At 67.3% G+C, this 25,179-nt stretch carries 27 protein-coding genes; 12 read left to right on the top strand and 15 right to left on the bottom strand.

Translation table 11 applies throughout. The features are described 5' to 3' along the window. The 8 genes from JWQ05_RS04620 to JWQ05_RS04585 form a co-directional block, all read right to left on the bottom strand. A partial coding sequence (locus JWQ05_RS04620) for an NADH-quinone oxidoreductase subunit H (RefSeq protein ID WP_299655188.1) occupies window positions 1–423 on the bottom strand: 423 nt, incomplete at its 3' end. A gap of 9 nt (window positions 424–432) precedes the next feature. Further along, window positions 433–2,517 (bottom strand): NADH-quinone oxidoreductase subunit NuoG, encoded by a 2,085-nt coding sequence (nuoG, locus tag JWQ05_RS04615; protein WP_299655185.1) that lies wholly within the window; start codon window positions 2,515–2,517, stop codon window positions 433–435. A gap of 12 nt (window positions 2,518–2,529) precedes the next feature. Next, window positions 2,530–3,831 (bottom strand): NADH-quinone oxidoreductase subunit NuoF, encoded by a 1,302-nt coding sequence (nuoF, locus tag JWQ05_RS04610; protein WP_299655182.1) that lies wholly within the window; start codon window positions 3,829–3,831, stop codon window positions 2,530–2,532. Window position 3,832: 1 nt separating this feature from the next. Then, window positions 3,833–4,861, bottom strand: a complete 1,029-nt coding sequence (gene nuoE / locus JWQ05_RS04605; protein ID WP_299655179.1) for an NADH-quinone oxidoreductase subunit NuoE — start codon at window positions 4,859–4,861, stop codon at window positions 3,833–3,835. A 19-nt stretch (window positions 4,862–4,880) separates the two neighbouring features. Next, window positions 4,881–6,071 carry an NADH-quinone oxidoreductase subunit D gene (locus tag JWQ05_RS04600; RefSeq protein WP_299655176.1) on the bottom strand — a complete coding sequence of 397 codons (1,191 nt, stop codon included), beginning with the start codon at window positions 6,069–6,071 and terminating at the stop codon, window positions 4,881–4,883. Window positions 6,072–6,087: 16 nt separating this feature from the next. After that, the gene (locus JWQ05_RS04595) at window positions 6,088–6,735 is read right to left on the bottom strand and encodes an NADH-quinone oxidoreductase subunit C (protein ID WP_299655174.1); all 648 of its coding nucleotides are present in this window, start codon (window positions 6,733–6,735) and stop codon (window positions 6,088–6,090) included. A gap of 14 nt (window positions 6,736–6,749) precedes the next feature. Next, complete coding sequence (locus JWQ05_RS04590) at window positions 6,750–7,337, bottom strand: NADH-quinone oxidoreductase subunit B family protein (protein ID WP_238280751.1); 588 nt, start codon at window positions 7,335–7,337, stop codon at window positions 6,750–6,752. 60 nt (window positions 7,338–7,397) lie between these two features. Next, on the bottom strand, window positions 7,398–7,763 hold the full coding sequence (locus tag JWQ05_RS04585) for an NADH-quinone oxidoreductase subunit A (protein WP_299655169.1): 366 nt from the start codon (window positions 7,761–7,763) through the stop codon (window positions 7,398–7,400). A gap of 422 nt (window positions 7,764–8,185) precedes the next feature. On the opposite strand from JWQ05_RS04585, the gene JWQ05_RS04580 reads away from it, so the two are divergent. Continuing rightward, a complete protein-coding gene (locus tag JWQ05_RS04580; RefSeq protein WP_299655165.1) occupies window positions 8,186–9,319 on the top strand; it encodes a glycosyltransferase family 4 protein in 1,134 nt (377 codons plus the stop codon). 163 nt (window positions 9,320–9,482) lie between these two features. After that, a complete protein-coding gene (locus tag JWQ05_RS04575) occupies window positions 9,483–11,813 on the top strand; it encodes a glycogen debranching N-terminal domain-containing protein (protein ID WP_299655162.1) in 2,331 nt (776 codons plus the stop codon). Between the two features lie 324 nt (window positions 11,814–12,137). On the opposite strand, the gene flgC is transcribed toward JWQ05_RS04575, so the two are convergent. The 3 genes from flgC to JWQ05_RS04560 form a co-directional block, all read right to left on the bottom strand. Beyond that, window positions 12,138–12,548 carry a flagellar basal body rod protein FlgC gene (flgC, locus tag JWQ05_RS04570; RefSeq protein ID WP_299655159.1) on the bottom strand — a complete coding sequence of 137 codons (411 nt, stop codon included), beginning with the start codon at window positions 12,546–12,548 and terminating at the stop codon, window positions 12,138–12,140. A 462-nt stretch (window positions 12,549–13,010) separates the two neighbouring features. Next, entirely contained in the window at window positions 13,011–13,532 is a 522-nt protein-coding gene (gene infC, locus JWQ05_RS04565) for a translation initiation factor IF-3 (protein WP_244476923.1), read from the bottom strand. A gap of 195 nt (window positions 13,533–13,727) precedes the next feature. Then, window positions 13,728–14,960: a glycosyltransferase family 4 protein gene (locus JWQ05_RS04560; RefSeq protein ID WP_299655151.1), complete on the bottom strand. Its 1,233-nt coding sequence runs from the start codon at window positions 14,958–14,960 to the stop codon at window positions 13,728–13,730. A gap of 183 nt (window positions 14,961–15,143) precedes the next feature. Here JWQ05_RS04560 and JWQ05_RS04555 point away from each other — a divergent pair, with 183 nt between their 5' ends. Further along, complete coding sequence (locus tag JWQ05_RS04555) at window positions 15,144–15,956, top strand: alpha/beta hydrolase (protein WP_299655148.1); 813 nt, start codon at window positions 15,144–15,146, stop codon at window positions 15,954–15,956. Between the two features lie 72 nt (window positions 15,957–16,028). Here JWQ05_RS04555 and JWQ05_RS04550 read toward each other — a convergent pair whose 3' ends face one another. Together JWQ05_RS04550 and JWQ05_RS04545 are read right to left on the bottom strand one after the other, a co-directional pair. After that, a complete protein-coding gene (locus tag JWQ05_RS04550) occupies window positions 16,029–16,313 on the bottom strand; it encodes a DUF1150 domain-containing protein (RefSeq protein WP_299655145.1) in 285 nt (94 codons plus the stop codon). A 92-nt stretch (window positions 16,314–16,405) separates the two neighbouring features. Continuing rightward, complete coding sequence (locus JWQ05_RS04545) at window positions 16,406–16,843, bottom strand: Hsp20 family protein (RefSeq protein ID WP_243913663.1); 438 nt, start codon at window positions 16,841–16,843, stop codon at window positions 16,406–16,408. 535 nt (window positions 16,844–17,378) lie between these two features. Here JWQ05_RS04545 and JWQ05_RS04540 point away from each other — a divergent pair. The 7 genes from JWQ05_RS04540 to JWQ05_RS04510 all read left to right on the top strand — a co-directional run bounded on the left by JWQ05_RS04540 (window position 17,379) and on the right by JWQ05_RS04510 (window position 21,608). Then, on the top strand, window positions 17,379–17,843 hold the full coding sequence (locus tag JWQ05_RS04540) for a Tat pathway signal protein (protein ID WP_299655142.1): 465 nt from the start codon (window positions 17,379–17,381) through the stop codon (window positions 17,841–17,843). 57 nt (window positions 17,844–17,900) lie between these two features. Further along, entirely contained in the window at window positions 17,901–18,593 is a 693-nt protein-coding gene (locus JWQ05_RS04535; RefSeq protein WP_299655139.1) for a MotA/TolQ/ExbB proton channel family protein, read from the top strand. A gap of 131 nt (window positions 18,594–18,724) precedes the next feature. After that, on the top strand, window positions 18,725–19,210 hold the full coding sequence (gene tolR, locus JWQ05_RS04530) for a protein TolR (RefSeq protein WP_299655136.1): 486 nt from the start codon (window positions 18,725–18,727) through the stop codon (window positions 19,208–19,210). Window positions 19,211–19,214: 4 nt separating this feature from the next. Then, window positions 19,215–20,315: an energy transducer TonB gene (locus JWQ05_RS04525; RefSeq protein ID WP_299655133.1), complete on the top strand. Its 1,101-nt coding sequence runs from the start codon at window positions 19,215–19,217 to the stop codon at window positions 20,313–20,315. A 31-nt stretch (window positions 20,316–20,346) separates the two neighbouring features. Beyond that, the gene (locus JWQ05_RS04520; RefSeq protein ID WP_299655130.1) at window positions 20,347–20,907 is read left to right on the top strand and encodes a metallophosphoesterase family protein; all 561 of its coding nucleotides are present in this window, start codon (window positions 20,347–20,349) and stop codon (window positions 20,905–20,907) included. 159 nt (window positions 20,908–21,066) lie between these two features. Further along, window positions 21,067–21,378, top strand: a complete 312-nt coding sequence (locus JWQ05_RS04515) for a hypothetical protein (protein WP_299655127.1) — start codon at window positions 21,067–21,069, stop codon at window positions 21,376–21,378. A gap of 89 nt (window positions 21,379–21,467) precedes the next feature. Beyond that, window positions 21,468–21,608, top strand: coding sequence for a hypothetical protein (locus JWQ05_RS04510; RefSeq protein WP_299655124.1), 141 nt, complete (start codon window positions 21,468–21,470; stop codon window positions 21,606–21,608). Between the two features lie 18 nt (window positions 21,609–21,626). On the opposite strand, the gene JWQ05_RS04505 is transcribed toward JWQ05_RS04510, so the two are convergent. After that, complete coding sequence (locus tag JWQ05_RS04505) at window positions 21,627–21,875, bottom strand: hypothetical protein (protein WP_299655121.1); 249 nt, start codon at window positions 21,873–21,875, stop codon at window positions 21,627–21,629. Between the two features lie 174 nt (window positions 21,876–22,049). Here JWQ05_RS04505 and flaF point away from each other — a divergent pair, with 174 nt between their 5' ends. Beyond that, window positions 22,050–22,409 carry a flagellar biosynthesis regulator FlaF gene (gene flaF, locus JWQ05_RS04500; RefSeq protein WP_299655118.1) on the top strand — a complete coding sequence of 120 codons (360 nt, stop codon included), beginning with the start codon at window positions 22,050–22,052 and terminating at the stop codon, window positions 22,407–22,409. Window positions 22,410–22,537: 128 nt separating this feature from the next. Here flaF and JWQ05_RS04495 read toward each other — a convergent pair whose 3' ends face one another. Further along, window positions 22,538–22,957, bottom strand: a complete 420-nt coding sequence (locus tag JWQ05_RS04495; RefSeq protein ID WP_299655115.1) for a flagellar biosynthesis repressor FlbT — start codon at window positions 22,955–22,957, stop codon at window positions 22,538–22,540. Between the two features lie 243 nt (window positions 22,958–23,200). On the opposite strand from JWQ05_RS04495, the gene JWQ05_RS04490 reads away from it, so the two are divergent. Next, window positions 23,201–25,179: hypothetical protein (locus tag JWQ05_RS04490; protein WP_299655113.1), on the top strand; the 1,979-nt coding region annotated here is incomplete at its 3' end.

The following is a 25,179-nucleotide window of genomic DNA, read 5'->3' as shown; positions in this document are numbered from 1 at the left end:
GGGGTATTTCGAGTTCGAGGCCCAGCCGCCCATGATGACGCCGTAGACGCCGAGCGAGGAGACCGCGAACAGGTAGAGGACGCCGACATTGATGTCGGCGATGGCCCAGCCGGCGTCCAGCGGGATCACGGCCCAGGCCGCGAGCGAAACCGTCGCGAACACGAAGGGCGCGAGCAGGAAGATGCCCTTGTTCGCGGAAGCCGGGATGACCGGCTCCTTGAAGAAGAACTTGGTCAGGTCGGCGAAGCTCTGCAGCAGGCCGAAGGGGCCGACGACGTTTGGGCCGCGGCGAAGCTGCACGGCCGCCCAGATCTTGCGGTCGGCGTAGAGCGCGAACGCGATGAAGACGAGCAGCGCGACCAGAAGGACGACGCTCTTCAGCGCGATCAGCAGGACCGTCAGGAGGATGTCGGTGGCGCTCATGAGGCGATCCTACTCGGCCGCCTGGAGCGCCGAGGGCGCACCGAGCAGGGCCGAGCATTCGGCCATGACCCGCGAGGCGCGGGCGATGGGGTTCGTGAGATAGAAGTCCCGGATCACGGGCCCGAACGGCTCGCGCCCCGGCCAGCCGCCGAGAGCGGCGAGCTGCCTCAGCGCCGGGGCGCCCTCTGCCGGAGCGACCTGCTCGACCCGGGCTAGATGCGGATGCTGGCCGTACAGCGCCCGCCGCAACGCGGGGAGGCTGTCGAACGGCAGGCGCTTGCCGAGCACGTCCGAAAGCGCGCGCAGGATCGCCCAGTCCTCGCGGGCGTCGCCCGGCGGGAACACGGCGCGGTTGGTCATCTGCACGCGACCTTCCGTGTTCACGAAGGTGGCCGATTTCTCGCTGTAGGCAGCGCCCGGCAGGATCACGTCGGCGCGATGCGCGCCGCGGTCGCCATGCGTGCCCTGGTAGATCACAAAGGCGCCGGGCGCGATGTCGATCTCGTCCGCGCCGAGGTTGAACAGCACGTCGAGGCTGCCCGCGGCCACCATGGCCGGGGCGGCGAGGCCGCCCTCCCCCGGCACGAAGCCGAGGTCGAGCCCACCGACGCGCGCGGCGGCGGTGTGCAGAACCGCGAGGCCGTTCCAGCCGTCCTTCACGGCCCCGATGGCCCCGGCGAGCTGCGCGGCAGCGGCCAGGATCGCGGCGCCGTCGGACCGGGCGGTCGCGCCCGCGCCGAGGATGATCAGCGGCCGCTCGGCCTTGGACAGCACGTCATTAAAGCTGTGCCGCCCGCCGACGAGCTCGACCAGGGTGTCCGGCCCGGCGCCGAGATACGCGTAGGGATAGGTCAGGTCAGCCTGCGGGCCGATCACGGCGATCGGCAGCGGCGAGGTCCGCCAGCGCTTGCGGATGCGCTGGTTGATGATCGCCGCCTCGAGGCGCGGATTCGACCCGATGATCAGGATCGCGTCGGCATCGTCGATGCCCGCGATGGTCGGGTTGAACAGGTACGAGCCGCGCCCGTGGGCGGGGGTGAGAACCGATCCGTCCTGCCGGCAATCGAGGTTCTTTGAGCCCAGGCTCTCGAGCAGCAGCTTGAGGGCGAACATCTCCTCGACGCCGGCGAGATCGCCCGCGATCGCCCCGATGCGGCTCGGATCCGCCGCCTTAACGCGCGCCGCGATGGCCGCGAACGCCTCGTTCCACGAGGCCGGGCGCAGGCGGCCGTTCTCGCGCAGGAAGGGACGATCGAGGCGCTGCAGGCGGAGGCCGTCCACGTGCTGGCGCGTCTTGTCGGAGATCCACTCCTCGTTGATGTCCTCGTTCACGCGGGGGAGGACGCGCATGACCTCCTTGCCGCGAGCGTCGACCCGGATGTTCGAGCCGACGGCGTCCATCACGTCGACGGACGGCGTCTTGGCCAGCTCCCACGGCCGCACGTTGAAGGCCTGCGGCTTATGCGTCAGCGCGCCGACGGGGCAGAGATCGGCGACGTTCGCCTGCAGCTCCGAGCCCATCGCGTGTTCGAGATAGGTCGTGATCTCCATGTCCTCGCCGCGGCCGGTCGCGCCGAGATCCGGCACGCCGGCGACCTCGGCCACGAAGCGGATGCACCGCGTGCAATGGATGCAGCGGTTCATCGAGGTTTTGACCAGCGGCCCGATGTACTTGTCGTGCACCGCGCGCTTGTTTTCGTGGAAGCGCGAGGTGTCGACCCCATAGGCCATCGCCTGGTCCTGGAGGTCGCATTCGCCGCCCTGGTCGCAGATCGGGCAATCGAGCGGGTGGTTGATGAGGAGGAACTCCATCACCCCCTCGCGCGCCTTCTTCACCAGCGGCGACTTGGTCAGCACGGTCGGCGGCTCGCCGTTCGGGCCCGGCCGGCAATCGCGCACGCCCCAGGCGCAGGAGGCCACCGGCTTCGGCGCGCCCTTCAGCTCGACGAGGCACATCCGGCAATTGCCCGCGATGGACAGCCGCTCGTGAAAGCAGAAGCGCGGAATCTCGGCGCCCGCCAGCTCGCACGCCTGGAGCAGCGTGTATTCCGGCGGAACGTCAACCTCGGTCCCGTCGACGACGATCTTTGTCATCTTATCTGTCCGTCACTCCGCGGCCATGAGCACAGGCTCGGAATGGGGGTTGTTGGAATAGAGGTCGATGCGCTTTTCGATCTCGCCGCGGAAGTGCCGGATGAGGCCCTGGATCGGCCAGGCCGCCGCATCGCCGAGTGCGCAGATCGTGTGGCCCTCGATCTGGGTCGTCACCTCGAGCAGCATGTCGATCTCGCGCTTCTGCGCCCGGCCCTCGGCCATGCGCGACAGCACGCGCCACATCCAGCCCGTGCCCTCACGGCACGGCGTGCACTGGCCGCAGCTCTCGTGCTTGTAGAAATACGAGATGCGGGCGATCGCGCGCACGATGTCGGTCGACTTGTCGAGCACGATCACGGCCGCCGTGCCGAGGCCCGACTTCAGGTTCCGCAGCGTGTCGAAATCCATCGGCGCGTCGATGATCTGCTCGGCCGGGACCAGCGGCACCGACGAGCCGCCCGGGATCGAGCAGAGCAGGTTGTCCCAGCCGCCCCGCATGCCGCCGCAATGGCGGTCGATGAGCTCGCGGACCGGGATGCCAATCTCCTCCTCGACGTTGCACGGCTTGTTGACGTGCCCCGAGACGCAGAAGAGCTTCGTGCCGGTGTTGTTCTTGGTGCCGAGCCCGGCGAACCAGGCGCCGCCGCGCCGCAGGATGGTGCCCGCGACCGCGATCGACTCGACGTTGTTCACCGTCGTCGGGCAGCCATAAAGGCCCATATTGGCCGGGAATGGCGGCTTCAGCCGCGGCATGCCCTTTTTGCCCTCGAGGCTCTCCAGCAGCGCCGTCTCTTCCCCGCAGATATACGCGCCGGCGCCATGGTGGACGTAGAGATCGAACGGGTAGCCGTGGATGTTGTCCTTGCCGATCAGCCGGGCCGCATAGGCCTCGTCCACCGCGCGCTGCAGCGCGATCCGCTCGGCGATGTATTCCCCGCGCACGTAGATGTAGCAGGCATGCGCCCGCATCGCGAAGGACGCGATCATGCAGCCTTCGATCAGGAGATGCGGATCGTGCCGCATGATCTCCCGGTCATTGCAGGTGCCCTGCTCCGACTCGTCGGCATTCACGACGAGGTAGTGCGGACGCCCGTCCGACTGCTTCGGCATGAAGGACCACTTGAGCCCGGTCGGGAAACCGGCGCCGCCGCGGCCGCGCAGCCCCGAGGATTTCATCTCCTCGATGATCCAGTCGATCCCCTTGCCGAGGAAAAACTTGGTGCCGTCCCACGCGCCGCGCCGGCGCGCGGCCTCGAGGCCCGGCGAGTGCAGGCCGTAGAGGTTCGTGAAGATGCGATCGCGATCGGCGAGCATGTCAGTTCCCCTTCGTGGGGGCGGCGGGTGCATCAGCGTCAACGCTGGCGCCGGATGTTGCAGGCTGCGGCGGCGGTGCGTTGCGCGGCAGCGCGGATTGCGTCCCCGCCTCGGAACCCGCGGCCTCGGCCTTCGCGATGGCCTCGGACGCGGCGTGCGCGGGCCGGTTCGGCTGCACCGTCGATTCCGTGGCGGCGGTCGTGTCGCCGGACTTCACCGGCGTCTCGCCGCCGGCACTGCGCTGGGCGGGGGCGTCCGTGGCGGCGGTGCCGACCGCGCGGCCGGCATCGGGACGGGCGGGCTTCGGCTCGACGGCCGCGCGCTGCTCGGAACTCGCGGCTTCCGCCCGGCCGGCTTCGCTGCCGTCCTCGGCGTCCTTCTCCTCGAAGCGCTTGCGCCAGGCGCCGACCCGCGACCCGTCGAACAGGGTCGCGTCGGTCAAGGTTTCGGCACCACCCAGCGGCTCGGACGAGGTGCGCCCGACCTGCGAGCCGACCTTGACCGGGCGCCCGGCGGCGAGATCGTCCATCAGCGTGCCGAGGAGATCCGGCGTCAGGTCCTCATAGTAATCCTGGTTGATCTGCGCCATCGGCGCGTTGCAGCACGCCCCCAGGCACTCGACCTCGAGCCAGGAAAAGTTGCCGTCGGCGCTGACATGGCCCGGGGCGCCGAGGCGGCGCTGCAGGTAATCCTTGAGTTCGCGCGCGCCGCAGGAATCGCACGGCACCGTGCCGCAGAGCTGGATCCAGAACCGACCCACCGGTTCGAGCGCGAACATCGTGTAGAAGGTCGCGACTTCGAGCACGCGGATATGCGGCATGCCGAGTTCGTCGGCCACCGCCTCGATGGCCGCGCGCGGCAGCCAGCCGCCGTTCTGCTCCTGCGCCTTCCACAGGAGCGGGATCACGGCGGAGGCCTGGCGCCCCTCCGGGTACTTCTCGATCTGGCCCTGTGCCCATTCGGCGTTCTCCGGCGAGAACGCGAAGGTCTGGGGCTGCGCTGCGGCGGGGGCGAGTCTGCGGTTGGCCATCAGTTCTGAACCTTGATCCTCACCGGTCCACTTCGCCGAACACGATGTCCAGCGTGCCCAGCACGCAGGACACGTCGGCCAGCATGTGCCCGCGGCACATCCAGTCCATCGCTTGCAGGTGGGCGAAGCCCGGAGCGCGGATCTTGCAGCGGTAGGGCTTGTTGGTGCCGTCGGAGACGAGATAGACGCCGAATTCGCCCTTGGGTGCCTCGACCGCCGCGTAGACCTCGCCGGCCGGCACGTGGAAGCCTTCGGTGTAGAGATTGAAGTGGTGGATCAGCGCTTCCATCGAGCGCTTCATCTCGCGCCGCGACGGCGGGGCGATCTTGCCGTCGGTGGCGGCGATCGGCCCCTGGCCGGCAGGCTCGCGCAGCTTGGCGCAGCACTGCTTCATGATCTTCACGGATTCCCGCATCTCTTCCATGCGGATGACTTGGCGATCGTAGGTGTCGCCGTTCTTCCCCACGGGGATGTCGAACTCCATCTCCTCGTAGCACTCGTAGGGCTGTGATTTGCGCAGGTCCCACGGGATGCCGGAGCCGCGCACCATCACGCCCGAGAAGCCCCAGGCCATGGCTTCGTCCACCGTGACGATGCCGATGTCGACGTTGCGCTGCTTGAAGATGCGGTTGCCCATGACGAGGTTGTCGAGGTCGTCGACCACCTGCAGAAAGGGATCGCAGAACGCCTCGATGTCGTCGATCAGGGCGGGCGGCAGATCCTGGTGGACGCCGCCGGGCCGGAAGTAGTTGGCGTGGAGGCGCGCGCCGCTCGCGCGCTCGTAGAAGATCATCAGCTTCTCGCGCTCCTCGAAGCCCCACAGGGGCGGCGTCAGCGCACCGACGTCCATCGCCTGCGTGGTGACGTTGAGAAGATGCGAGAGGATGCGGCCGATCTCGCAGAACAGCACGCGGATGAGCTGGGCGCGACGTGGCACGGCGAGCCCCAGCAGCTTCTCGATGCCGAGGCAGAAGGCGTGCTCCTGGTTCATTGGCGAGACGTAGTCGAGCCGGTCGAAATAGGGCGTCGCCTGCAGGTAGGTCTTGTGTTCGATCAGTTTCTCGGTGCCGCGATGGAGCAGTCCGATATGCGGATCGACCCGCTCGACGATCTCGCCGTCGAGTTCCAGCACGAGGCGCAGCACTCCGTGCGCCGCCGGATGCTGTGGCCCGAAGTTGATCGCGAAGTTGCGGATGTTGTGCTCGGTCATGGCCTCGCTCCGCCGCTCACTGAGACGTCTTCTCGTCGCCGGGGAGCACGTACTCGGTGCCCTCCCACGGCGACAGGAAGTCGAAGTTCCTGAATTCCTGGGTCAGCTTGACCGGCTCGTAGACCACCCGGGCCTCGTCCTGGTCGTAGCGGACTTCGACGAAGCCGGTCAGCGGGAAATCCTTGCGCAGCGGATGCCCCTCGAATCCGTAATCGGTGAGCAGCCGGCGCAGGTCCGGATGCCCGGAGAACAGGATGCCGTAGAGGTCGTAGGTCTCGCGCTCGAACCAGTTCGCCGCCGGAAACACCTCGATCACGGAGGGCACGGGCGTCTGCTCGTCGGTCTGCACCTTCACGCGGATGCGGGTGTTATGGCGCAGCGAGAGCAGATGGTAGACCACGTCGAAGCGCAGCGCCCGGGCCGGATAGTCGGCGCCGCAGATGTCGATGAAGCAGCGGAAGGCACAGGCCGGATCATCGCGCAGGTAGGTCAGTGCGTATACGATGTCGCTGGCCTGCACCACGAGGGTCAGTTCGCCGAACGCGATGCTGCGCGAGACGATCGCGGGGCCAAGCGCACCGGCGACATGCTCGCCGAGGCGCTCCAGGGCGGCCGCGCTGAAGTCGGGCGCCGTGTGGGCGAGGATGCTGATGCCGTTGGTCATGCCGGGCCCCTGTCCTAGCGCTCGATCGTGCCGGTGCGGCGGATCTTCTTCTGGAGCAGGAGCACGCCGTAGAGCAGCGCTTCGGCGGTCGGCGGGCAGCCCGGAACGTAGATGTCCACCGGCACGACCCGGTCGCAGCCACGAACCACCGAGTAGGAGTAGTGGTAGTAGCCGCCGCCGTTAGCGCACGAGCCCATGGAAATGACATAGCGCGGCTCGGGCATCTGGTCGTAGACCTTGCGCAGGGCCGGCGCCATCTTGTTGGTGAGGGTGCCCGCCACGATCATCACGTCGGACTGGCGCGGGCTGCCGCGGGGCGCGAAGCCGAAGCGCTCGCAATCGTAGCGGGGCATCGACATCTGCATCATCTCGACGGCGCAACAGGCGAGGCCGAACGTCATCCACATCAACGAGCCCGTTCGGGCCCAGTTGATGAGATCGTCCGTCGAGGTGACCAGGAAGCCGCGATCCGCAAGCTCGCTGTTGATCGACAGGAACGTCGGGTCGTTGGCGCCAACCGGCAGGCCCGTATTGGGATCGATGATCCCTTTGGGGGCCGGCGCGATCGCCGGTGCGCGGGAGAGGTCGGGGCTGAAGGCCATCGGTTTCTCGGGATCAGGCTTCGGACGGACGGACTTGCGAGGACGAGCGCTTCGGGAGCGCTAGTCCCATTCGAGAGCGCCCTTGCGCCACTCGTAGACGAATCCGACGGTCAGAACGCCAAGGAAGGCCATCATCGACCACATGCCGAACCATCCGAGCTCTCCGAAGGTGATCGCCCACGGAAACAGGAACGCGACCTCGAGGTCGAAGATGATGAACAGGATCGCGACGAGGTAGAATCGCACGTCGAACTTCATGCGCGCGTCATCGAAGGCGTTGAAGCCGCACTCGTAGGCCGACAGCTTTTCGGGATCGGGGCTGTTATAGGCGACAAGGAACGGCGCCACGAGAAGCGCTGCGGCAATGAACACCGACACGCCGATGAAGACGATGAGGGGCAGGTAATCCGCCATCAGGCCGGTCATGCGGGACCTCTTGGGTTCGCGGGCGCTCGCAACGCCTCGGGCGCCGACGGCCACATGGAATTGCTCCAATGCCAGGCTGCGCAGGCGCGAGGCTTAGACGACCCCCCGGAGTGAAACAAGGGCATCATGCGTCGCACAATTTCCGGCATGCTCCTCAGGTAGTTCCTATCCCGTTCTCCACAACACGACGGATGCGCGCAGGGGATGCGGCCGGTTTCTTGCAATCACCTTCGCAGGCTAGGCGGGCATGCCGACGAGGCCGCGACACGAGGATATCGGGGACATCCCGGACGATCTGTCAGCGGGGACTGGCGGTCGATGCAACCGGGGAACCATAACCTTGGCCGTCTGTTTCGTTCATGTCCCACTCAGGCCGTGTGGCGTTAGGTCGGCGCAACATTCGACCTCACAGGAGACGCTTCGTGCGCATTGCTCAGATTGCTCCGCTCTCGGAGGCGGTACCTCCGAAGTTCTACGGCGGCACCGAGCGCGTGGTGTCCTGGATCACGGAAGAACTCGTCCGCCAGGGCCACGACGTCACGCTGTTTGCGAGCGGCGATTCGGAGACCTCGGCGAAGCTGGCGGCCTGCACCCCCGAGGGCCTGCGCCTGCTGGGCTATCGCGACCACACCGCGAGCCACCTCGCGATGCTGCACCACGTGCATAAGCGGGCGCACGAATTCGACGTCCTGCACTTCCACATCGACCTGCTGCAGTATCCGATGTTCGAGGACTTGAACCACAAGTGCCTCACGACGATGCACGGCCGTCTGGACGTGCCGGATTTCATGCCGGTCTACCGGACCTTCACGGGCATGCCTCTGGTGTCGATCTCCGACAACCAACGTGATCCGATGCCTGAGAACGTGAACTGGCTCTCGACCATCCATCATGGCCTGCCGGCGCAGAACTGCCCGTTCTACCCCGAGGCCAAGGGCGGCTATCTCGCCTTCCTCGGGCGCATTTCGCCGGAGAAGCGGCCCGATCGCGCCATCGAGATGGCGATCCGTTCGGGCGTGAAGCTCAAGATCGCCGCCAAGGTCGACAAGGCGGACCAGGATTACTGGGACGAGGTCATCGAGCCGATGATCCACCACCCACTCGTCGAGTTCATTGGCGAGATCAACGAGGAGCAGAAAAAGGATTTCCTCGGCAACGCCCTGGCGCTCGCCTTCCCGATCGACTGGCCGGAGCCCTTCGGTCTCGTCATGATCGAGGCGATGTCGGCCGGTACCCCGGTGATCGCCTTCCGCAACGGCTCCGTGCCCGAGGTCATCGCCGACGGCGTCTCGGGCGTGCTGTGCGACTCGATGGATGACGCGATCGCCGCCGTCCATACGGTGAAGTCCATGAGCCGTGCCGGGGTGCGCAAGCACTTCGAATCGCAGTTCACCGCCGAGTGCATGGTCCGCAAGTACGTCACCGCCTACCAGCGGCTGCTCGCTGGTTCGGCCGACGTGATCAAGCTGCCTCATGCCGGCGCCTTCTCCACGCATTACGGTGAACTCAACGGCTCCTCGATGCCCTCGATCTCCGTCGCGGCAATGCCGGCCTGACCCGCCGTTGCCGGGCGAATTCCGGCACCGATTTTGCTCGGTGCCGTTGATCGGGCTGGCGCCGTAAGATAGCCGTACTCGCTCCGCCTCTGAGGGCTGCCGCGCCGCACCTTGCGACCGGTGGCCCTTTTGATTCGACCCCACATTCCGGAGACGCGCAGGCATGGCAGCGGACACCCTCACGGCGACCTCCGAGCCCGCGAACGAGACGCGGATCCCCGCAGGCTTCCAGGATGCCGACGAAGTTCTGCCGCAGTACCATATCGAGGCGCAGACCTCCCTGGTGGAGCGTCCCCTCCGTTCGCTGAAATACGGCGAGTCGTTCGCGGTCCTCGACAGCTACGGCGACATTGGCGTGCTGCCCGGCCCCGAGGGCCTGTATTTTCAGGACACGCGCTATCTCTCGCGCATGCACGTCACCATCGAGGACCAGCGCCCGCTGCTGCTCTCCTCGGTAATGCAGGACGACAACGGCGCCCTCAGCGTCGACATGACGACGCCCGACATCCGCATGGACGCGCATGACGAGACCACGATCCCGCGTGAGCTGATCGCCATCGAGCGCACCAAGTTCCTGTTCCGCGGGGCCTGCTACGACCGGATCGGCCTGCGCAACTACGATTCGCGCCACCGCACCTTGAAGGTCGCGGTCACCTTCGACGCCGATTTCCGGGACCTCTTCGAGGTGCGCGGCATGGACCGGCCGGTGCGTGGCAAGCGCAGCGTGCAGGTGGCGAGCCCGTCCGAGGTGCAGTTCCGCTACGCCGGTCTCGATGAGGTGGTGCGCACCACGAGCCTGCATTTCGGCCCGACGCCGAAGCACATCGAGCCGGGCCGGGCCGAGTTTGTGGTCTCCCTGCCGCCGGGCGGGCGAGCCTCGCTGTTCCTGCGCGTGGTCTTCGAATCGCACCGTGCCTTCACCAGCGCCCCCGCTGCCGAGCGTGTCGGCGAGGATGCCGCCGCCGGCCTGTCGCAGGCCGCGGGTAGCACGGCCTCCGCGCGCCATCCGAAGGGTCTGGCCGAGGGCGTGATCTTCGCCCGCGCCTATCGCGACACCCGGCGGGACCTGCGCCAGCTCACTGCCGGCATCACCACGATCATCTCCTCGAACGACCAGTTCAACGAGGCCGCATGCCGCGCCACCGCCGATCTCTACATGCTGGCGACCCGGACGCCGGAGGGCATCTATCCGTTCGCCGGCATCCCCTGGTACTCCACGGTGTTCGGGCGCGACGGCATCATCACGGCGATGATGGCGCTCTGGATCGACCCGAATTTCGGCAAGGGCGTCCTGCGCTACCTCGCCTCGACCCAGGCCAAGGCGGTGGACCCCGCCGCCGACGCCCAGCCCGGCAAGGTGCTGCACGAGACCCGGCGCGGCGAGATGGCGATGCTCGGCGAGGTGCCCTTCCGGCACTATTACGGCACCATCGACGGCACGCCGCTCTTCGTGATGCTGGCCTGGGAATACTACGCCGTCACCGGCGACCGGGACACCATCGCGGCGATCTGGCCGGCGCTCGAACTCGCGCTCGACTGGATGAACACCTACGGCGACCGGGACGGCGACGGCTTCGTGGAATACGCCCGCGACACCGACAAGGGCCTGGAGAACCAGGGCTGGAAGGACAGCCACGACTCGATCTTCCACACCGACGGCAATCTCGCCAAGGGGCCAATCGCGCTTTGCGAGGTGCAGGGCTACGTCTACGCGGCCAAGAACGGGGCGGCGAAGCTCGCCACGCTGCTCGGACACGACGACCTCGCCAAGCGCCTCGGTGACGAAGCAACGGCGCTTCGCGAAAACTTCGACAAGGCGTTCTGGTGCGATGAAATCGGCACCTATGCCCTGGCGCTGGATGGCGAGAAGCGCCAATGCGCCGTGCGTTCCTCCAACGCGGGGCACGCGCTCTTCACCGGCATCGCCCTGCCGGCGCGTGCGGCGAGCGTCGCCGCCAATCTGCTGTCGAAGGACGGCTTCAACGGCTGGGGCGTACGTACGATCGCGCGCGGCGAAGCCCGCTACAACCCGATGTCGTACCACAACGGCTCGATCTGGCCGCACGACAACGCCCTGATCGCACTCGGGCTGGCGCGCTACGACCTGAAGCCGGAGGCCTCGCGGATCTTCCAGGGCATGTTCGAGACGGCCCTCTACCAGGACCAGAAGCGGCTACCCGAATTGTTCTGCGGCTTCATGCGGCGGCACCAGCGCGGGCCCGTCTCCTACCCGGTGGCCTGCTCGCCGCAGGCCTGGGCAGCGGCCGCTCCCTTCGCCTTCCTGGCGGCGTGCCTGGGCCTGGAGATCGACCACGACCGCAACCGGGTGCGCTTCCGCAATCCGACCCTGCCGCCCTTCCTCGACGGCGTCTCGATCTTCAACCTGAAGCTCGGCACCTCGCGCGTCGATCTGCGCCTGCAGCGCTACGGTGACGACGTCACCTTGAACGTCCTGCGCCGCACGGGCGACGTGCAGATCTCGCTCCTGAAGTGAAGCGTGGGGTTCGGTGAGGGCACTCGGCCGGCTCTCGGCGCCGGCCGAGGCTGGATTCTGTCCGGGCGGTGTCGTGGGTGAGGGGCGATCGCTTCGGTGTGTCTCGTCCGGAGGCCGCTGCCGCCGCTCTCCAAGGCAGGTGCAACGCGGCACCGGCATCCGGCCGGACCAACCTCGACACCCATCGCGGTGATGGGGTGCCTGTGAGGCAGACCGAAAGCGTGACGGGCTGCGGCACCCCAAGGCGGAAAGGCTGTCGCAAGCGTCAGGGGCCGCGGCGGCGCGACGACATTCGACCACCTCGAAGGACCATCAAGCTCAGGATTACCTGAGTAAATCCGCAGTCGCTTTCTGCACGGAGTCCAGAGATGCCATGGCGCTCAAGTTCGTCTGATAGGAGCGGATCGCTACCTGCAGATCGGCGCTTTCCGTCGCCACATTGACGTTCGGAAGCTTGACGTTGCCGCGTGCATCCGCGGCGAGGTTGTTCGGATCATACTGTACGCGAAAGTCGGTGGCGTCCCGCACGATCCGCGCGACCGGCTTCTCAGGCCCATCGGAACCGACCGGCTCGAACACGGCGATCTTCCGGCGATAGGGATCGCCCCCTCTGACGCTGGCAGTCGAATTCGCGTTGGCGATGTTTTCGCTGATGGCTCGAATGCGCGCCTGCTGCAGCCGCCGGCCAGCGGCCAGGATGTCCGAACCCGACAGAGGCATTTCCAGCTTCGCCATGCCAGCCTCCGGCTCGCCTTGTGGAGTGATTGAGAGAACGTGAAGAAATATCCTTAATATTCAGTAAATATCGAATTTACGGCCTCAGACGGCCAAAGATTTCAATCTTTTGCATGGAACGGCATTCTCGGGTCAGAAAGGCCCGCAACAGAATATCGGTCTCGGGACCTCGGTACCACCAGAAGGTCCGTCACAACACTCTGGGAATCTCGCAGCGTCACAGACCTCCCGATGAAATCGACAACCCGATGGATAACGGCACTTCGTCACGGGCGACGACACCCAAAGGCGTCGGAGCAGGCTGGGCTTCGTACAAATCAAGCGGCGCCATATCAGGCGTCCAAACAGCGGCTGCCTTCGCGACCGTTCGACCCGGTCGTGTATCCATGACGAAAAACAAAAAACGCCGCCCTCCCAGGGAAGGCGGCGTCATGCACCGTCAAGCGATGCGATCGTGAGCGCTCAGCGCGGCGCCAGGATCATGATCATCTGGCGGCCTTCGAGCATCGGCTCGCTCTCGACCTTGGCGATTTCCTGGGTCTCGTTCTTCACCCGCTCGAGCAGGCGCAGGCCGATATCCTGGTGGGCCATCTCGCGGCCACGGAAGCGCAGGGTCACCTTGACCTTGTCGCCCTCCTCGAAGAACCGGATCACGGCCTTCATCTTGGTGTCGTAATCGTGCTTGTCGATGCCGGGCCGGAGCTTGATCTCCTTCACCTCGACCGTCTTCTGCTTCTTGCGCGCTTCGTTCTGCTTCTTCTGCTCGTTGAAGCGGAAGCGGCCGTAATCGAGAAGCTTGCAGACGGGAGGAACGGAGTTCGGAGCGATCTCGACGAGGTCGAGCCCCGCCTCCTCGGCCAGCGCGATGGCGTCGAAGAAGGCGACGACGCCACGGTTCTGCCCGGTGTCGTCGATGAGCTGCACTTCGCGAACGCCACGGATGTCCCGGTTGGCGCGCGGCCCGTCCTTCTGCGGGGCCGGCATAGCTCTCATTGGTCTACGAATGGCTTTGATCTCCTGATGAAACGACGAAACGGCAGCCCATGAACCCAAACCCCACCCGAGGTCGATCCTGGCCACCCATCGCTCTCGAAATTCGGTGCGACACCTTGGCTGAACTCTCGCCCAAGTCAACACGGACGATGGAGTTAGGTTCATTCGACGCAGCCGGGCGTGGCGTCAGGTTCGGGCGCGAGCTCCCCGGCTCGCGATGAGCTCGGCATAGACGCTCAGGGTGTCGCCGACCATTCCTTCGAGGGAGAAATGGGCCTCCACATGCGCCCGCCCGCGCCGGGTCATGGCGTCCCGGGCGCTGGCTCCGAGGGACAGGGCTTCCGTCAATGCATGGGCCAGGGCCACGGCATCGCCTGGCGGCACGCGCCAGCCCGTGCGCTGGGAGGCGGGCACGTCCGGCGGTGCGAGTACGGTCTCTGGCACGGCGCCGAGGTCGGAGACCACGACCGGTGTGCCCAGTGCCTGCGCCTCGACCGCCGACCGCCCGAAGGCCTCGGGCTCCACGGAGGGCACCGCGACGACGGAGGCCGCGCGAAATGCCGCCGGCATGTCGGAGCAATGCCCGACCCGGTGGACGATGTCCTGCAGCCCGCGCGCGGCGATGAGCGCGTCGAGTTCCCGCTCGTAGGCGACCCTGCCCTGCGGATCGCCCGCGAGCACGATGGCGACATCGTTGACGCCCCGGTCCCGCATCAGCGCCGCCGCCTCGATCAGGACGCGTTGACCTTTCCAGCCTGTGAGCCGGGCAGCCAGCAGCACAACGCGCTCATGCGGCGCGACGCCCCAGGCCCGGCGCAGGGCCTCGACCCGGGCCGGCTGGACCGCGCCCGGGGTGAACAGGCCGAGATCGGTGCCGCGATGGATGACCCGGACCCGGTCGCCCGCCTGATCGGGATGCAGGGTGCGGATCAGGTCGGCGGTGTAGTGGGAATTGGCGATGACCACGTCGCCGCGCGCCATCACGGAATTGTACAGCACCTTCACGCCGGTCCGGCCCGAATAGCTGCCGTGGTAGGTAGTGACGAAGGGCAGCTTGAGCCGGCGGGCGGCTCCCAGCGCCACCCAGGCGGGAGCGCGCGACCGGGCATGGACGATCTGCACGCCCTCGCGCCGGCACAGGCGCGCCAGGCGTCCGACATTCAGCGCCATCGCCAGGGGGTTCTTGGAGCCCGCCGGGAAGGGCAGCCAGATTCCGCCCTTGGCCTGCAGTTCGCCGATCAGGCGCCCGCCCTCGGTGGCCACCAGCGCCCGCGCGCCGGCCGCGGCCAGGGCGGCGGCGATATCGACGGTGGTGCGCTCGGCGCCGCCCGCATCGAGTTCCGGGATGATCTGCAGGATGGTGGCGCCGGACAGCGGCGCCCGCTCGCTCGGAAAGCCGCCGCGTGCCTCGCCGGTCATGACGCACGGCCCCGGTCGGCCGTCAGCCGAAGGCCGAGGACCGGGTCGCCGTCCCGATCGTCGCGATGTCCATCTTGCGTGTGGGTCATGGCCGTGAGCTTGAACGCCGCACTTTACGGACGGGTAAACGAAATGCGAATCCGACGCCGACAGTTCGATGCATCGCGACGCGGGGGTGACGGAATGGCTGCGGTCGAGGGCGAGGCGCCGACCTTCATGGAGGTCGGCAGCGGAGCGGAGTCGCGCCGGATCGCGGTCCGCCTGCGGTCGGGCGAAGGCCCGCCTCTGGTCTGGCTCGGGGGCTTCCGCTCCGACATGGGCGCCACGAAGGCGCTGGCCCTCGACGAATGGGCCCGGGAGCACGGCCGCGCCCTGGTGCGGTTCGACTACACCGGACACGGCGAATCGAGCGGGCGCTTCGCCGACGCGACGATCTCGACCTGGCTCGCCGACGCGCGCGCGGTCATCGCCGCGCATGCGCCGGAGCGCCCGATCCTGGTCGGCTCGTCGATGGGGGGCTGGATCGCCTGTCTGGTCGCCCGGGCACTGGCGCGCGAAGGGGCACCCGCGCCATCGGCCCTGGTGCTGATTGCACCGGCCCTCGATTTCACCGACAGCCTGATGTGGGCGCGCTTCACGCCGGAAATCCGGGAGACGATCGAGCGCGAGGGCGCCTGGATGCGGCCGAGCCAGTACGATCCGAACCCAGTGCCCATCACCCGCGACCTCATCGCGGACGGGCGGACGCACAACCTCCTCGACGCTCCGATCGAGCCGGGCTGCCCGGTGCACATCCTGCAAGGCATGGACGACCCCGACGTGCCCTACACCCACGCCCTGAAGGCCCTGGAGCGGCTTCCCAAGGCCGGCACCATCCTCACCCTGATCGCGGATGGCGACCACCGCCTGTCGCGCCCTCAGGATCTGGCGCGGCTGCTCTCGGCGGTGGATGAGATCTCGGCGGTGGATGAGATCGCAACGAAAATGCCGGTCTGAGCGGATCAGGCCGGCATCCGTAGGGTGGTCAGCAATGCTGTCTTGCGGCCCCCGAAACCCCGATCGAAGATGTCAGTGGAGGCTGACCGTGTGAAGGTCGTTGGCCACCGCGTTGGCCACGATCGCGTCGCGGGAATCCGCGAGCAGGATCGGCGCGCCGCTGGCGGAGAGCAGCGCGAACAGGTCGAGGCCGGGCGTCAGGTCCGGCGCCTGCGGAAAGATCCGCTTCACCTCGTCCGAGCGAATGGCACGCACGTAGGCGATGTGCCCTTCGCCGAGGGCGGCGAGATCGGCGGCGTTGAACTCCGCGGGGTCGAGATCGGCCTGCGTGATCGGGTTGGAGCTGAAGTCGGTCATGGACTGCCCTCCTGGTGGCAGAGCGGTGCGCCGGAACCTGCTCCCGGCGAAGGGAAAAGACGCGAAAGCTTGAGCCTCAGGGTTCCTTGGACTCATGCCTCGTCGCGGGACGCGATGGCGATCTTGCGCACGATCCGGTCCGGCTCGGGCCGGGTCAGGTCGATGGAGAGCAGGCCGTTCGAAAGGTCGGCGCCCATCACCTCCATGCCGTCCGCGAGCAGGAACGCCCGCTGGAACTGGCGCGCGGCGATGCCACGATGGAGGAACTGGCGCGACTTGTCGTCGATCTGACGCCCACGCACCACGAGCTGGCTCTCCTCCAGCATCACGTCGAGCTGGTCGCGGGTGAAACCCGCCACAGCGAGGGTGATGCGCAGGCGCTCCGGCTCGTTCTCGGTCCGCGCCAGCCGCTCGATATTGTAGGGCGGATAGCCATCGTTGGCCGCCTTCGACACCCGGTCGAGTGCCTGCTCAATTTCGTCGAAGCCGAGAAGGAACGGGTGTCCAAACGGAGAGGGCCGAGTCGTCACGAACGCATGTCCTTCCAGCGAAGCCCAGTCCGAAAAGTCGAGGCACTTCGGTGATCGGGGCCCACCTTGGCAGCACCCCTTCCAGCGGTTCCCCGCCGGTCTCAGCGATATGGAGGCGCGGCCGGGGCGCATCAAGGGTCCGGCCATGCCTCGGCTGGCCGCCTGCGAGCCTACGGTCCATTCGCCGCTGCCCAGGCGGGAGTATTCGGCACATTCCTCCGGGCACATCCGGCAGGGCGCAAGCTGAGCCGCACCGGCGCTCCGAGTAACAGTTTGGAATTCCTCTGATATTCGGTGCCGCGCTTGATCTGCGGCGCCCACCTCGGATATGCCGACCGCGCATGATGCGCCATCGCGATCGTGGTGTTCGGACCGCGTGCCATGGCGCGGATCGAGCCCGATTCGCGGCAAGCGCGCGGCGACGCCCCAAAGCGTCGCCAACGGTGACAGCAACAGGCGTGGAGTGCACGGCGTGGTCGGGGAACAGCTTTTGCGGACGAACGAAGCCCGGACGGCCGGATCGGATCGGGGCTCCATGGCTTGCGGGACCCTCCGCGTCGCGACGGGCATCGTTGGCCTCTGTCTCCTGGCCGGGCTTGGCGGCACCGCCCTCGCGCAGGAGAACAAGGCTCCCGCCGAAGCCATCCAGGGCCCTGCCCTCAAGCTCGAACTCAACCGCCTGGAGCCGGCCGGCGAGGCCTGCCGGACTTACCTGCTGGTGGACAACAGCCGTGGCCCGGCGCTGAAATCGCTGAAGGTCGATCTGTTCGCCTTCGACACCGAGGGCGTCGCCCAGAAACGCCTCGCGGTGGAACTCGGCCCGGTGCCGGACCGCAAGACGATGGTCCGATTGTTCGACTTCCCCGCCCTCGCCTGCCCGAAGATCGGGCGCGTCCTCCTGAATGACGTCATCGCCTGCGAAGGCGGCGACGCGACCCGGGAGAACTGTCTCGCCCGCATCGAACCCGAGAGTAAGACCGCAACGCCCTTCGTACGCTGACCGGCGCACTCGAACCCGCAACCCTCCGCACGCAACCGCCACCCGAAAGAGACCGCCATGGATCCGACCTCCGCGCCGGCCGACGTCGCCCACGACTTCTCCTTCATCGGCCTGTTCCTTCAGGCCGACCCGATCGTGAAGGGCGTGATGATCCTGCTCGTGGTCGCCTCGATCGCGTGCTGGACCGTGGTGTTCGAGAAGATCGTGCGGATCGCGGCGGCCAAGCGCCAGGCCAGGACCTTCGACGCGCTGGTGCGCTCCGGCGGGGCGCTCGAATCTTCCGGCGGCGGCATCGACGCGCAGATCACCGGGGCGGCCGTCGAGGCCTGGCGCGACCAGGATGCCACCGAGACCCGCGCCGAGCGCCGGGACCGCATCGAGCGCGCCATGCGGGCGGCCCTCACCGTCCGGATCAAGCGCCTTCAGACCGGCCTGCCGTTGCTCGCCACCTCTGGCTCCACGGCGCCGTTCATCGGCCTGTTCGGCACCGTCTGGGGCATCATGAATTCCTTCACGTCCATCGCGAAGAGCCAGGACACCTCGCTCGCCGTGGTGGCGCCCGGCATCGCCGAGGCGCTGTTTGCCACCGCGATCGGCCTCATCGTCGCGATCCCGGCGGTGATGGCCTACAACAAGCTCATCAACGATGTGGGCCGGGTCCAGTCGAGCTTCATCTCCTCTATCGGCATTCTCGGCAACCGCCTCGCCCGGGACCGCGCCGTGCATGGCCGCGCGGCCGCCGCCGAGTGATCGCCAGCACATGATCGCCCGCGCCTGACCGCTCTGCACGCCTCCCCGGCGCCAGCGTTCCGACAGCAACCTGTACTTGATGCGGCCCGGCCTCACGGTCGCCCGTCCTGGCCCCGGAGGGCCGCTCCACGATGGCAATGGGTTCGATCCGCGCCGGCGGCGGCGATGACGAGGAAGGCCTCGACGCGGCGCCGATGTCCGAGATCAACGTCACCCCGATGGTGGACGTGATGCTCGTGCTGCTGATCATCTTCATGGTGGCCGCCCCCCTGATGACCACGGGCGTGCCGGTGCAGCTGCCCAAGACCACCGCGCAAAAGGTCGCCCAGGCCAAGAAGCCCCTCGAGATCTCCATCGACAAGGACGGCAAGCCCTACCTCGCCAAGGAGGAACTGGCACCCGACACGATCCTGCCGCGCCTACGGGCGTTGGCGGCGCAGGACCCCGGCCAGGTGATGCTGGTGCGCGGCGACCGCGACGTGCCCTACGGCAAGATCATGGAGGTCATGGGCCTCGTGGGCCAGGCGGGCTTCACCAAGGTCTCGCTGATCGCCCAGTCCCCCGGCGGTGCGCTGCCCGCGGTGCCGACGGCACCCGCCAGCGGAACGCCGCGATAACTCCATGAACGCCCATCATCCCGTCACGGCCCTGGCAACGACCGGCGATCCGGACCGGCGCGGTCCCTCCGGGCTCACCTATGCGTTCCTCGTAGCCCTCGCGCTGCACGCGGCGGCGCTCGTCGGCATGGCGCTGTTCGGCGCCGCGCCGACTGCGCCTCCCGGCGAGAACATCGTCACGATCGATCTCGCGCCACAGATGACCGAGGCCGACACCCAGGCCCCGGCCGAGCAGGCGGCCCAGAGCCCGGCCCCGCCCGACGCGAACCCGGTCGAGACCCCGGAGGCCGTCCCGGTGACGAAGCCGGTGGAGACTACGGAGGTGGCACCGCCCGAGGCAACCACCCCGCCGCCGCCGGACGCGACCCCCGTGGCGCCCGAGGCCACCACCATGGCCGAGCCGCCCGAGGCGCCGGTGACCCCGCCGGTGGAGGCGGTGGCCGAGCCGCCGCCGGAGGATCAGGTCATCACCTCGGCCGCACCCGAGGCCCCTGCGCTAGCGCCGCCCCCGCCTACCGCGGCGGTGGCCCCGAAGCCCCTGGAGGTGGAAAAGCCGAAGCCCGACCCGGCCAAGATCCTCGAAGCCAAGCGCGAGGCCAAGCGCAAGGCCGACCGCGAGGCGCGCCTGAAGGCCGAGCAGGAGGAGCGCCGCGAGGCTATCGCCGAGGCCCGGCGCGAGGCCGCCAAGGAGGCCAAGGCCAAGGCCGCCAAGGAGGCTGCCCGCAAGGCGTCGGCCGCCGCCAGCGAGGGCCGCGCCCAGCAGAACTCGGCCTCCGCCTCCCGCCAGAGCAGCGCGGGCGCCGCCGCCGGCGGCAACGACCCGAACGCGCTTCGGGCCTGGCAGGGCATGCTCAGCTCCGCCATTCGCGGCCGCATGAACGCCAATGCGGCGGCCGGCACCAGCGGGGGCGTCGCGGTGGTGCGCTTCACGGTGTCCCGCTCGGGTCAAGTCCTCAGCGCGGGGCTGGCGAGCAGCAGCGGCGTCGGCGCCATCGACAGCGCCGCTCTCGCCACGGTGCGCGGGTCGCTCCCCGCCGCCCCGGCCGGGATCAGCCTGAGCAGCCTCGCCGTCACCGTACCGCTCCGCTTCAGCCCCGGGCGCTGACCCGGGGCCGGCCAGGAGGGAAGAGCCGGCCATGGCGGTGTGGTTCACCAGCGACACGCATTTCGGCGATCCGCGCATCCTGCGGATCGACAAGCGGCCCTACCCCGATCTCGCCGCGCACGACGCGGCGCTCATCGCGGCCTGGAACGCGACCGTGTCACCCGAGGACGAGGTCTGGCACCTCGGCGACTTCGCACTCGGCCCGTCCTCGGCCCGCATCGCCGATATCCTGGCGGCACTGCGGGGCACCAAGCACCTCATCACCGGCAACAACGACGGCCCGGCGACCCTGGCGGCGCCGGGATGGGCCTCGGTGGCGCAGTACGCCGAGATCACCGTTGATGCGCGCCGCCTCGTGCTTTGCCACTACGCCTTCCGGACCTGGAACGGGATCGGGCGCGGCGCTCTCAACCTGCATGGGCACTCGCACAACAGGCTGAAGCCGATCCCCCGGCAATACGATGCCGGGGTCGATGCACAGGGCCCCGCTCCCGTCAGCCTCGCCACGATCCTGGCCTCACGACGCCGCAGGGCCGCCGCGCTCACGAAAGCGAAACCCGAAAAAGCGGAACCCGAAAAAGCGGAACCATAGGGACGGGCCTGCCGTTTCCGGAACCTGAACGCAAGCTGATCGCCCCTGATCCTCGGCACGCCGGATTGGGGATGACCTGATCTTGCGGACACTTTCGAACGCGCGATGAAGTCTGCTCAACGGCCCTTGGGCCCCAGCGTCCCCATCTTAGGTGTCCCCATGCGTCACACCCTCCGCCTCACCCTCGCCGTAGGCCTCGCCTTGAGCGTCGCCGCTCCGGCGCTTGCGGCGCCTGCCTGCATCGATGCCCAGCGCAAGGTCGAAGAGGCCGCCGCCCTGCGCAACCAGTTCCGGCAGGAAGCCCGCCTCGGCAACCACGACCGGGCCTGCGACACCCTCGACGAGATCGGCGACCGCTACGCCGATGCCCGCGACGCCTTCGAGGATTGCGGCGCCGGAACCGTCGCCATCGACCTGCGCAGCGAGTCGCGCGCGCTGCGCGCCGCCACGGCCGTCAACCGCTGCGATTGAGGGCGTGCGGCCCCGCACGCCGCCTCGCTTCGGTTCGATCCAATCTCATCTCACACGCGGCCGATGATTCGCCGCCAAGGTCAGCTCCGATGAACACCACCGCCACCTTCGACGCCGACATCACCAGCCGCAGCGTCTCCACCGGACCGTCCTTCGCGGCCGCCCTGTGCGGCTTCCTCAGCACCACTGTCGCGACCACGATGGTGATGTTCCTGATCAGCAGCGTCTGAGCAGCGGCGACCGTCGCCTCACGGGGCAACGAACCAGAACCGGCGTTTCGAGAACAGCATGTCGGGCTGTCCTACGCTGGCGGTGGTCCGGCACGGGGCATCGGAGCGCGGCGGGGCCTCCGTGGTTTTGGCCGCCGGCATCATGAGAGCGGTCGAGGCGGGGAACAGCCCGAGCCGGGATTGCACGGCGGGCTGACGGACAGCGGAGATCGTGACGATCCCCACCAGCAATCCACCCGCGATCGTACCGAGAACGAAGTTCATCATGTGGTGGAATCCGGCGCATCCCGCATGATCGGCGGAATCGCCTGCTCTCCCTCGTCGCATTTCCCGGCATGATTACGGCACAGCTCGGGATTACGATCCTTTAACATTCGAATGGATAAGGTCCGCCTCCACCGGCCCGATTCGGGAGTCCGGGCCGTGAGGGAGGATCGAGCGATGTCGTACGGAGCCAGCGCATACGCCCGTGTGTCACAGAGCGCGCTGTCGCCGCGCGAGGCGGAAGCGGCGGTCCTGGTCAAGGCGGCCGGCCGCCTCCAGGCGATCCAGGCGGACTGGGCCAACCAGGCGCCGGCCCTGAACGAGGCGCTCAACTTCAATCAGAAGGTCTGGACCATCATCGCCGGGGCCGCGACCGCACCGGAGAGCCCGCTGCCGGTCGAGATCAAGACCAGCATCGCCGAGCTCTCGACCTTCGTGTTCAAGCGGATGATCGATACGCTGATCGAGCCGAGCGCCGAAAAACTCACCGCCCTCATCAGCATCAACCAGAACATCGCCGCCGGGCTGCGCATGTAGGGGCCCGGGCGTTCGCGTCGTGCGAACCCGGCTCCCCGTCGCAGGAAATACCCCCCGCTGCCCTCGATGAAAGAGCCCGCCGCTTTCCCAAGCGGCGGGCTCTTTCGTTGCCTCACTCAGGCGCCGCGTCACGCCTTCGCGGTGGCCTCGGGATTCGCCGGGGGTGCCAGCCGCTCGGCCAGCGTCTGCTCGTACTGGATCAACTCCTTGCAGCGCTTCAGCGCGCGGTAGAGTTCGTCCCCCGCAATGAAGTCGTGAATGTCACGCAGATAGGGCGCCATGCTGGGAGCCGCCGCGATCAGGGCGTTGGCCTGGCTGATGAAGAGATCCTCCGTCTCGGGCGTAACGTCGGCGAGATACATCACCGTCAGCGTCAGGTAGAGGCGCTTGCAGGCCGTGTCGGCCTCGCTCTCGAGGATGATGTCGCTCTCGCGCAGAAACTTCGTCACTGTCTCGATGACGAAGCTCGACCGACGCGAGCCGTTGCGGATGGCGGTCCCGCCGATGAGCAGACGCTCGAACGGCTTGAGTTCGATCTTGAGGGGCATGACGGCACTCGTTTCGGGACTGATGGGCAGGTTCGCCGAACTTGGTTAAGAAGTCCTGAAGGCTAGTTTCGGGTCGGATCTTCAAGCGATTGATTGAAAAGAGTTTTTGAAAACTCGGTTGCATTTGATCGAACGCCACAAGTCTTCGTTCGCAGTGCCCATTAAGTCGATTGCAAGGGATGGGTGGTCTTTTGCACTCGCCTCCAAAAACGGAGGCGCTCCGATCAGAATGGATCGATCACCATGTCCTCAGGCATCACCCTTACCGCCGCCACCCGGCAGAACCTGCTCTCACTGCAGGGCACGGCCGATCTTCTGACCCAGACCCAAAACCGTCTCTCCACCGGCAAGAAGGTCAACTCGGCCCTTGACGATCCGACGAGCTTCTTCACCTCGCAGTCGCTGACCGGCCGCTCGGGTGACCTCGGCTCACTCCTCAACGGCATCTCGAACGGCATCCAGACGATTCAGGCCGCCAACCAGGGCATCACCTCGATCCAGAAACTGGTCGACTCGGCAAAGTCCACCGCCAATCAGGCGCTGTCGGACAAGAGTGCCGTTTCGAGCGGTAAGGCTGCGACTGCGGCAACTGTCGCCGGAAGCGTTTCCTTCCAGGGCCTCGCCGGCACGTCGGACGGTACCCAGGATTTCTCTTCGCTGGCCAAGGACGGCTCGCTCGACATCTCGCTCGATGGCGGCGCAACCAAGACCACTATTCGTCTCGATGCCGCAACCCTGAAGGGTTCGGCCACCGATCTGACCAAGGTGTCTGTTGACCAGGTCGCTTCGGCCATCAACAGCCAGATCGGCAGCAATGCGGCACTCAAGGGCAAGGTCTCGGCCTCTGTGGGTTCCGATGGTCGCCTCAACTTCTCCACCACCAGCACGGGCGCCGCTCAGAAGCTCTCCGTATCCGGCGCGAGCAGCGCGACCTATGACCTCGGGTTCGGCAAGTCCGCCACGGCTCCGACTGCCGCGACCTTCACGGCCACGACCGCCTCGGGAACCGTGACCCTTGCCGCGACCACTGGTTCGTACCTCACCGTCAGCGATGGCGTGAACAGCTCGGACCTTTCCGTCAACTCGACGTCGTTGAAGGCGGACGGGACGGCGATCGGAACCTCCGCGACGGCCGCAGACCTGGCTGACGCCTACAATGTCCAGCTCAAATCGGCGGGTTCGTCGCTGTCGGCGAGCGTCGCTTCTGGCAAGATCGTCTTCACCTCGGGCGACCTTGGCTCCGGTGCGGCGGTAAACGTGGTTGTCAGAGCTCCTGGAACGGGCAACACGCAGGCTGACACCGGCTTCGGCGCCACGACTGGCGCTGGCACGGGTGTGTTCGTGGCCGGTGCCGCCGGTTCGGCGGTGACGGGTCTCTCGGCGACCGGTTCCGATGCCACTGATGGATCGGCCAAGGCGGTCATCAATGGTAACGTCGCCCTGACGAACGTCACCGACCTGAGTGGATCGAATACCGCAAGCTTCACCCTCCAGCTCGGAACCGGACCTGCGAAGACGATCAAGCTCGACAACACGACCGGCGCGACGGCCGCCTCCACGTCCAAGACTGAAATTTTGGCTTCGATCAACAAGCAGATCGCCGCCGATACCGGTCTCGCGGGCAACGTCACGGCCAGCCTCGACGCGAACGACAAGCTCGTGATCAACACGACGACTGCGGGTGCCGGCCAGAAGCTGACCATTCAGGCAGCCCAGGGCACCACAGCGGCCAACAACAAGGACGTCGGCTTCGGTCTTCAGACTTCCAGCGTTGCTGGACAAGGCCCGGCGACCGCCCTGACCTCGACGGGCAAGGACAGCACCGGCTCCACCAACCTGACCCGCCAGTCGCTGTCCAAGCAGTTCAACGAGATTTTGAACCAGATCACCCAGCAGGCCAAGGACTCCAGCTACAACGGCATCAACCTGCTCTATAGGAGCAGCAATGATCCGAGCGAGAACTCCCTGAAGGTGACCTTCAACGAGACGGGCACTTCCAGCCTCAGCATTGCGGGTTCCAAGCTCGACTCGGACGGCCTCGGCCTGACCTCCGTGACTGGCGGCTTCCAGTCGGATGACGAGATCAACAAGACGCTGACTTCCATCACGACGGCGACCAGCCAGCTTCGCGCCCAGGCTTCGACCTTCGGCTCCAACCTCTCGGTGGTGCAGAACCGTCAGGACTTCTCGAAGAACCTGATCAACATCCTCGACACCGGCTC

This window comes from Methylobacterium sp., assembly GCF_028290105.1.
Taxonomy (GTDB): Bacteria; Pseudomonadota; Alphaproteobacteria; order Rhizobiales; family Beijerinckiaceae; genus Methylobacterium.
This window is presented reverse-complemented; position numbering and strand designations above follow the sequence as displayed.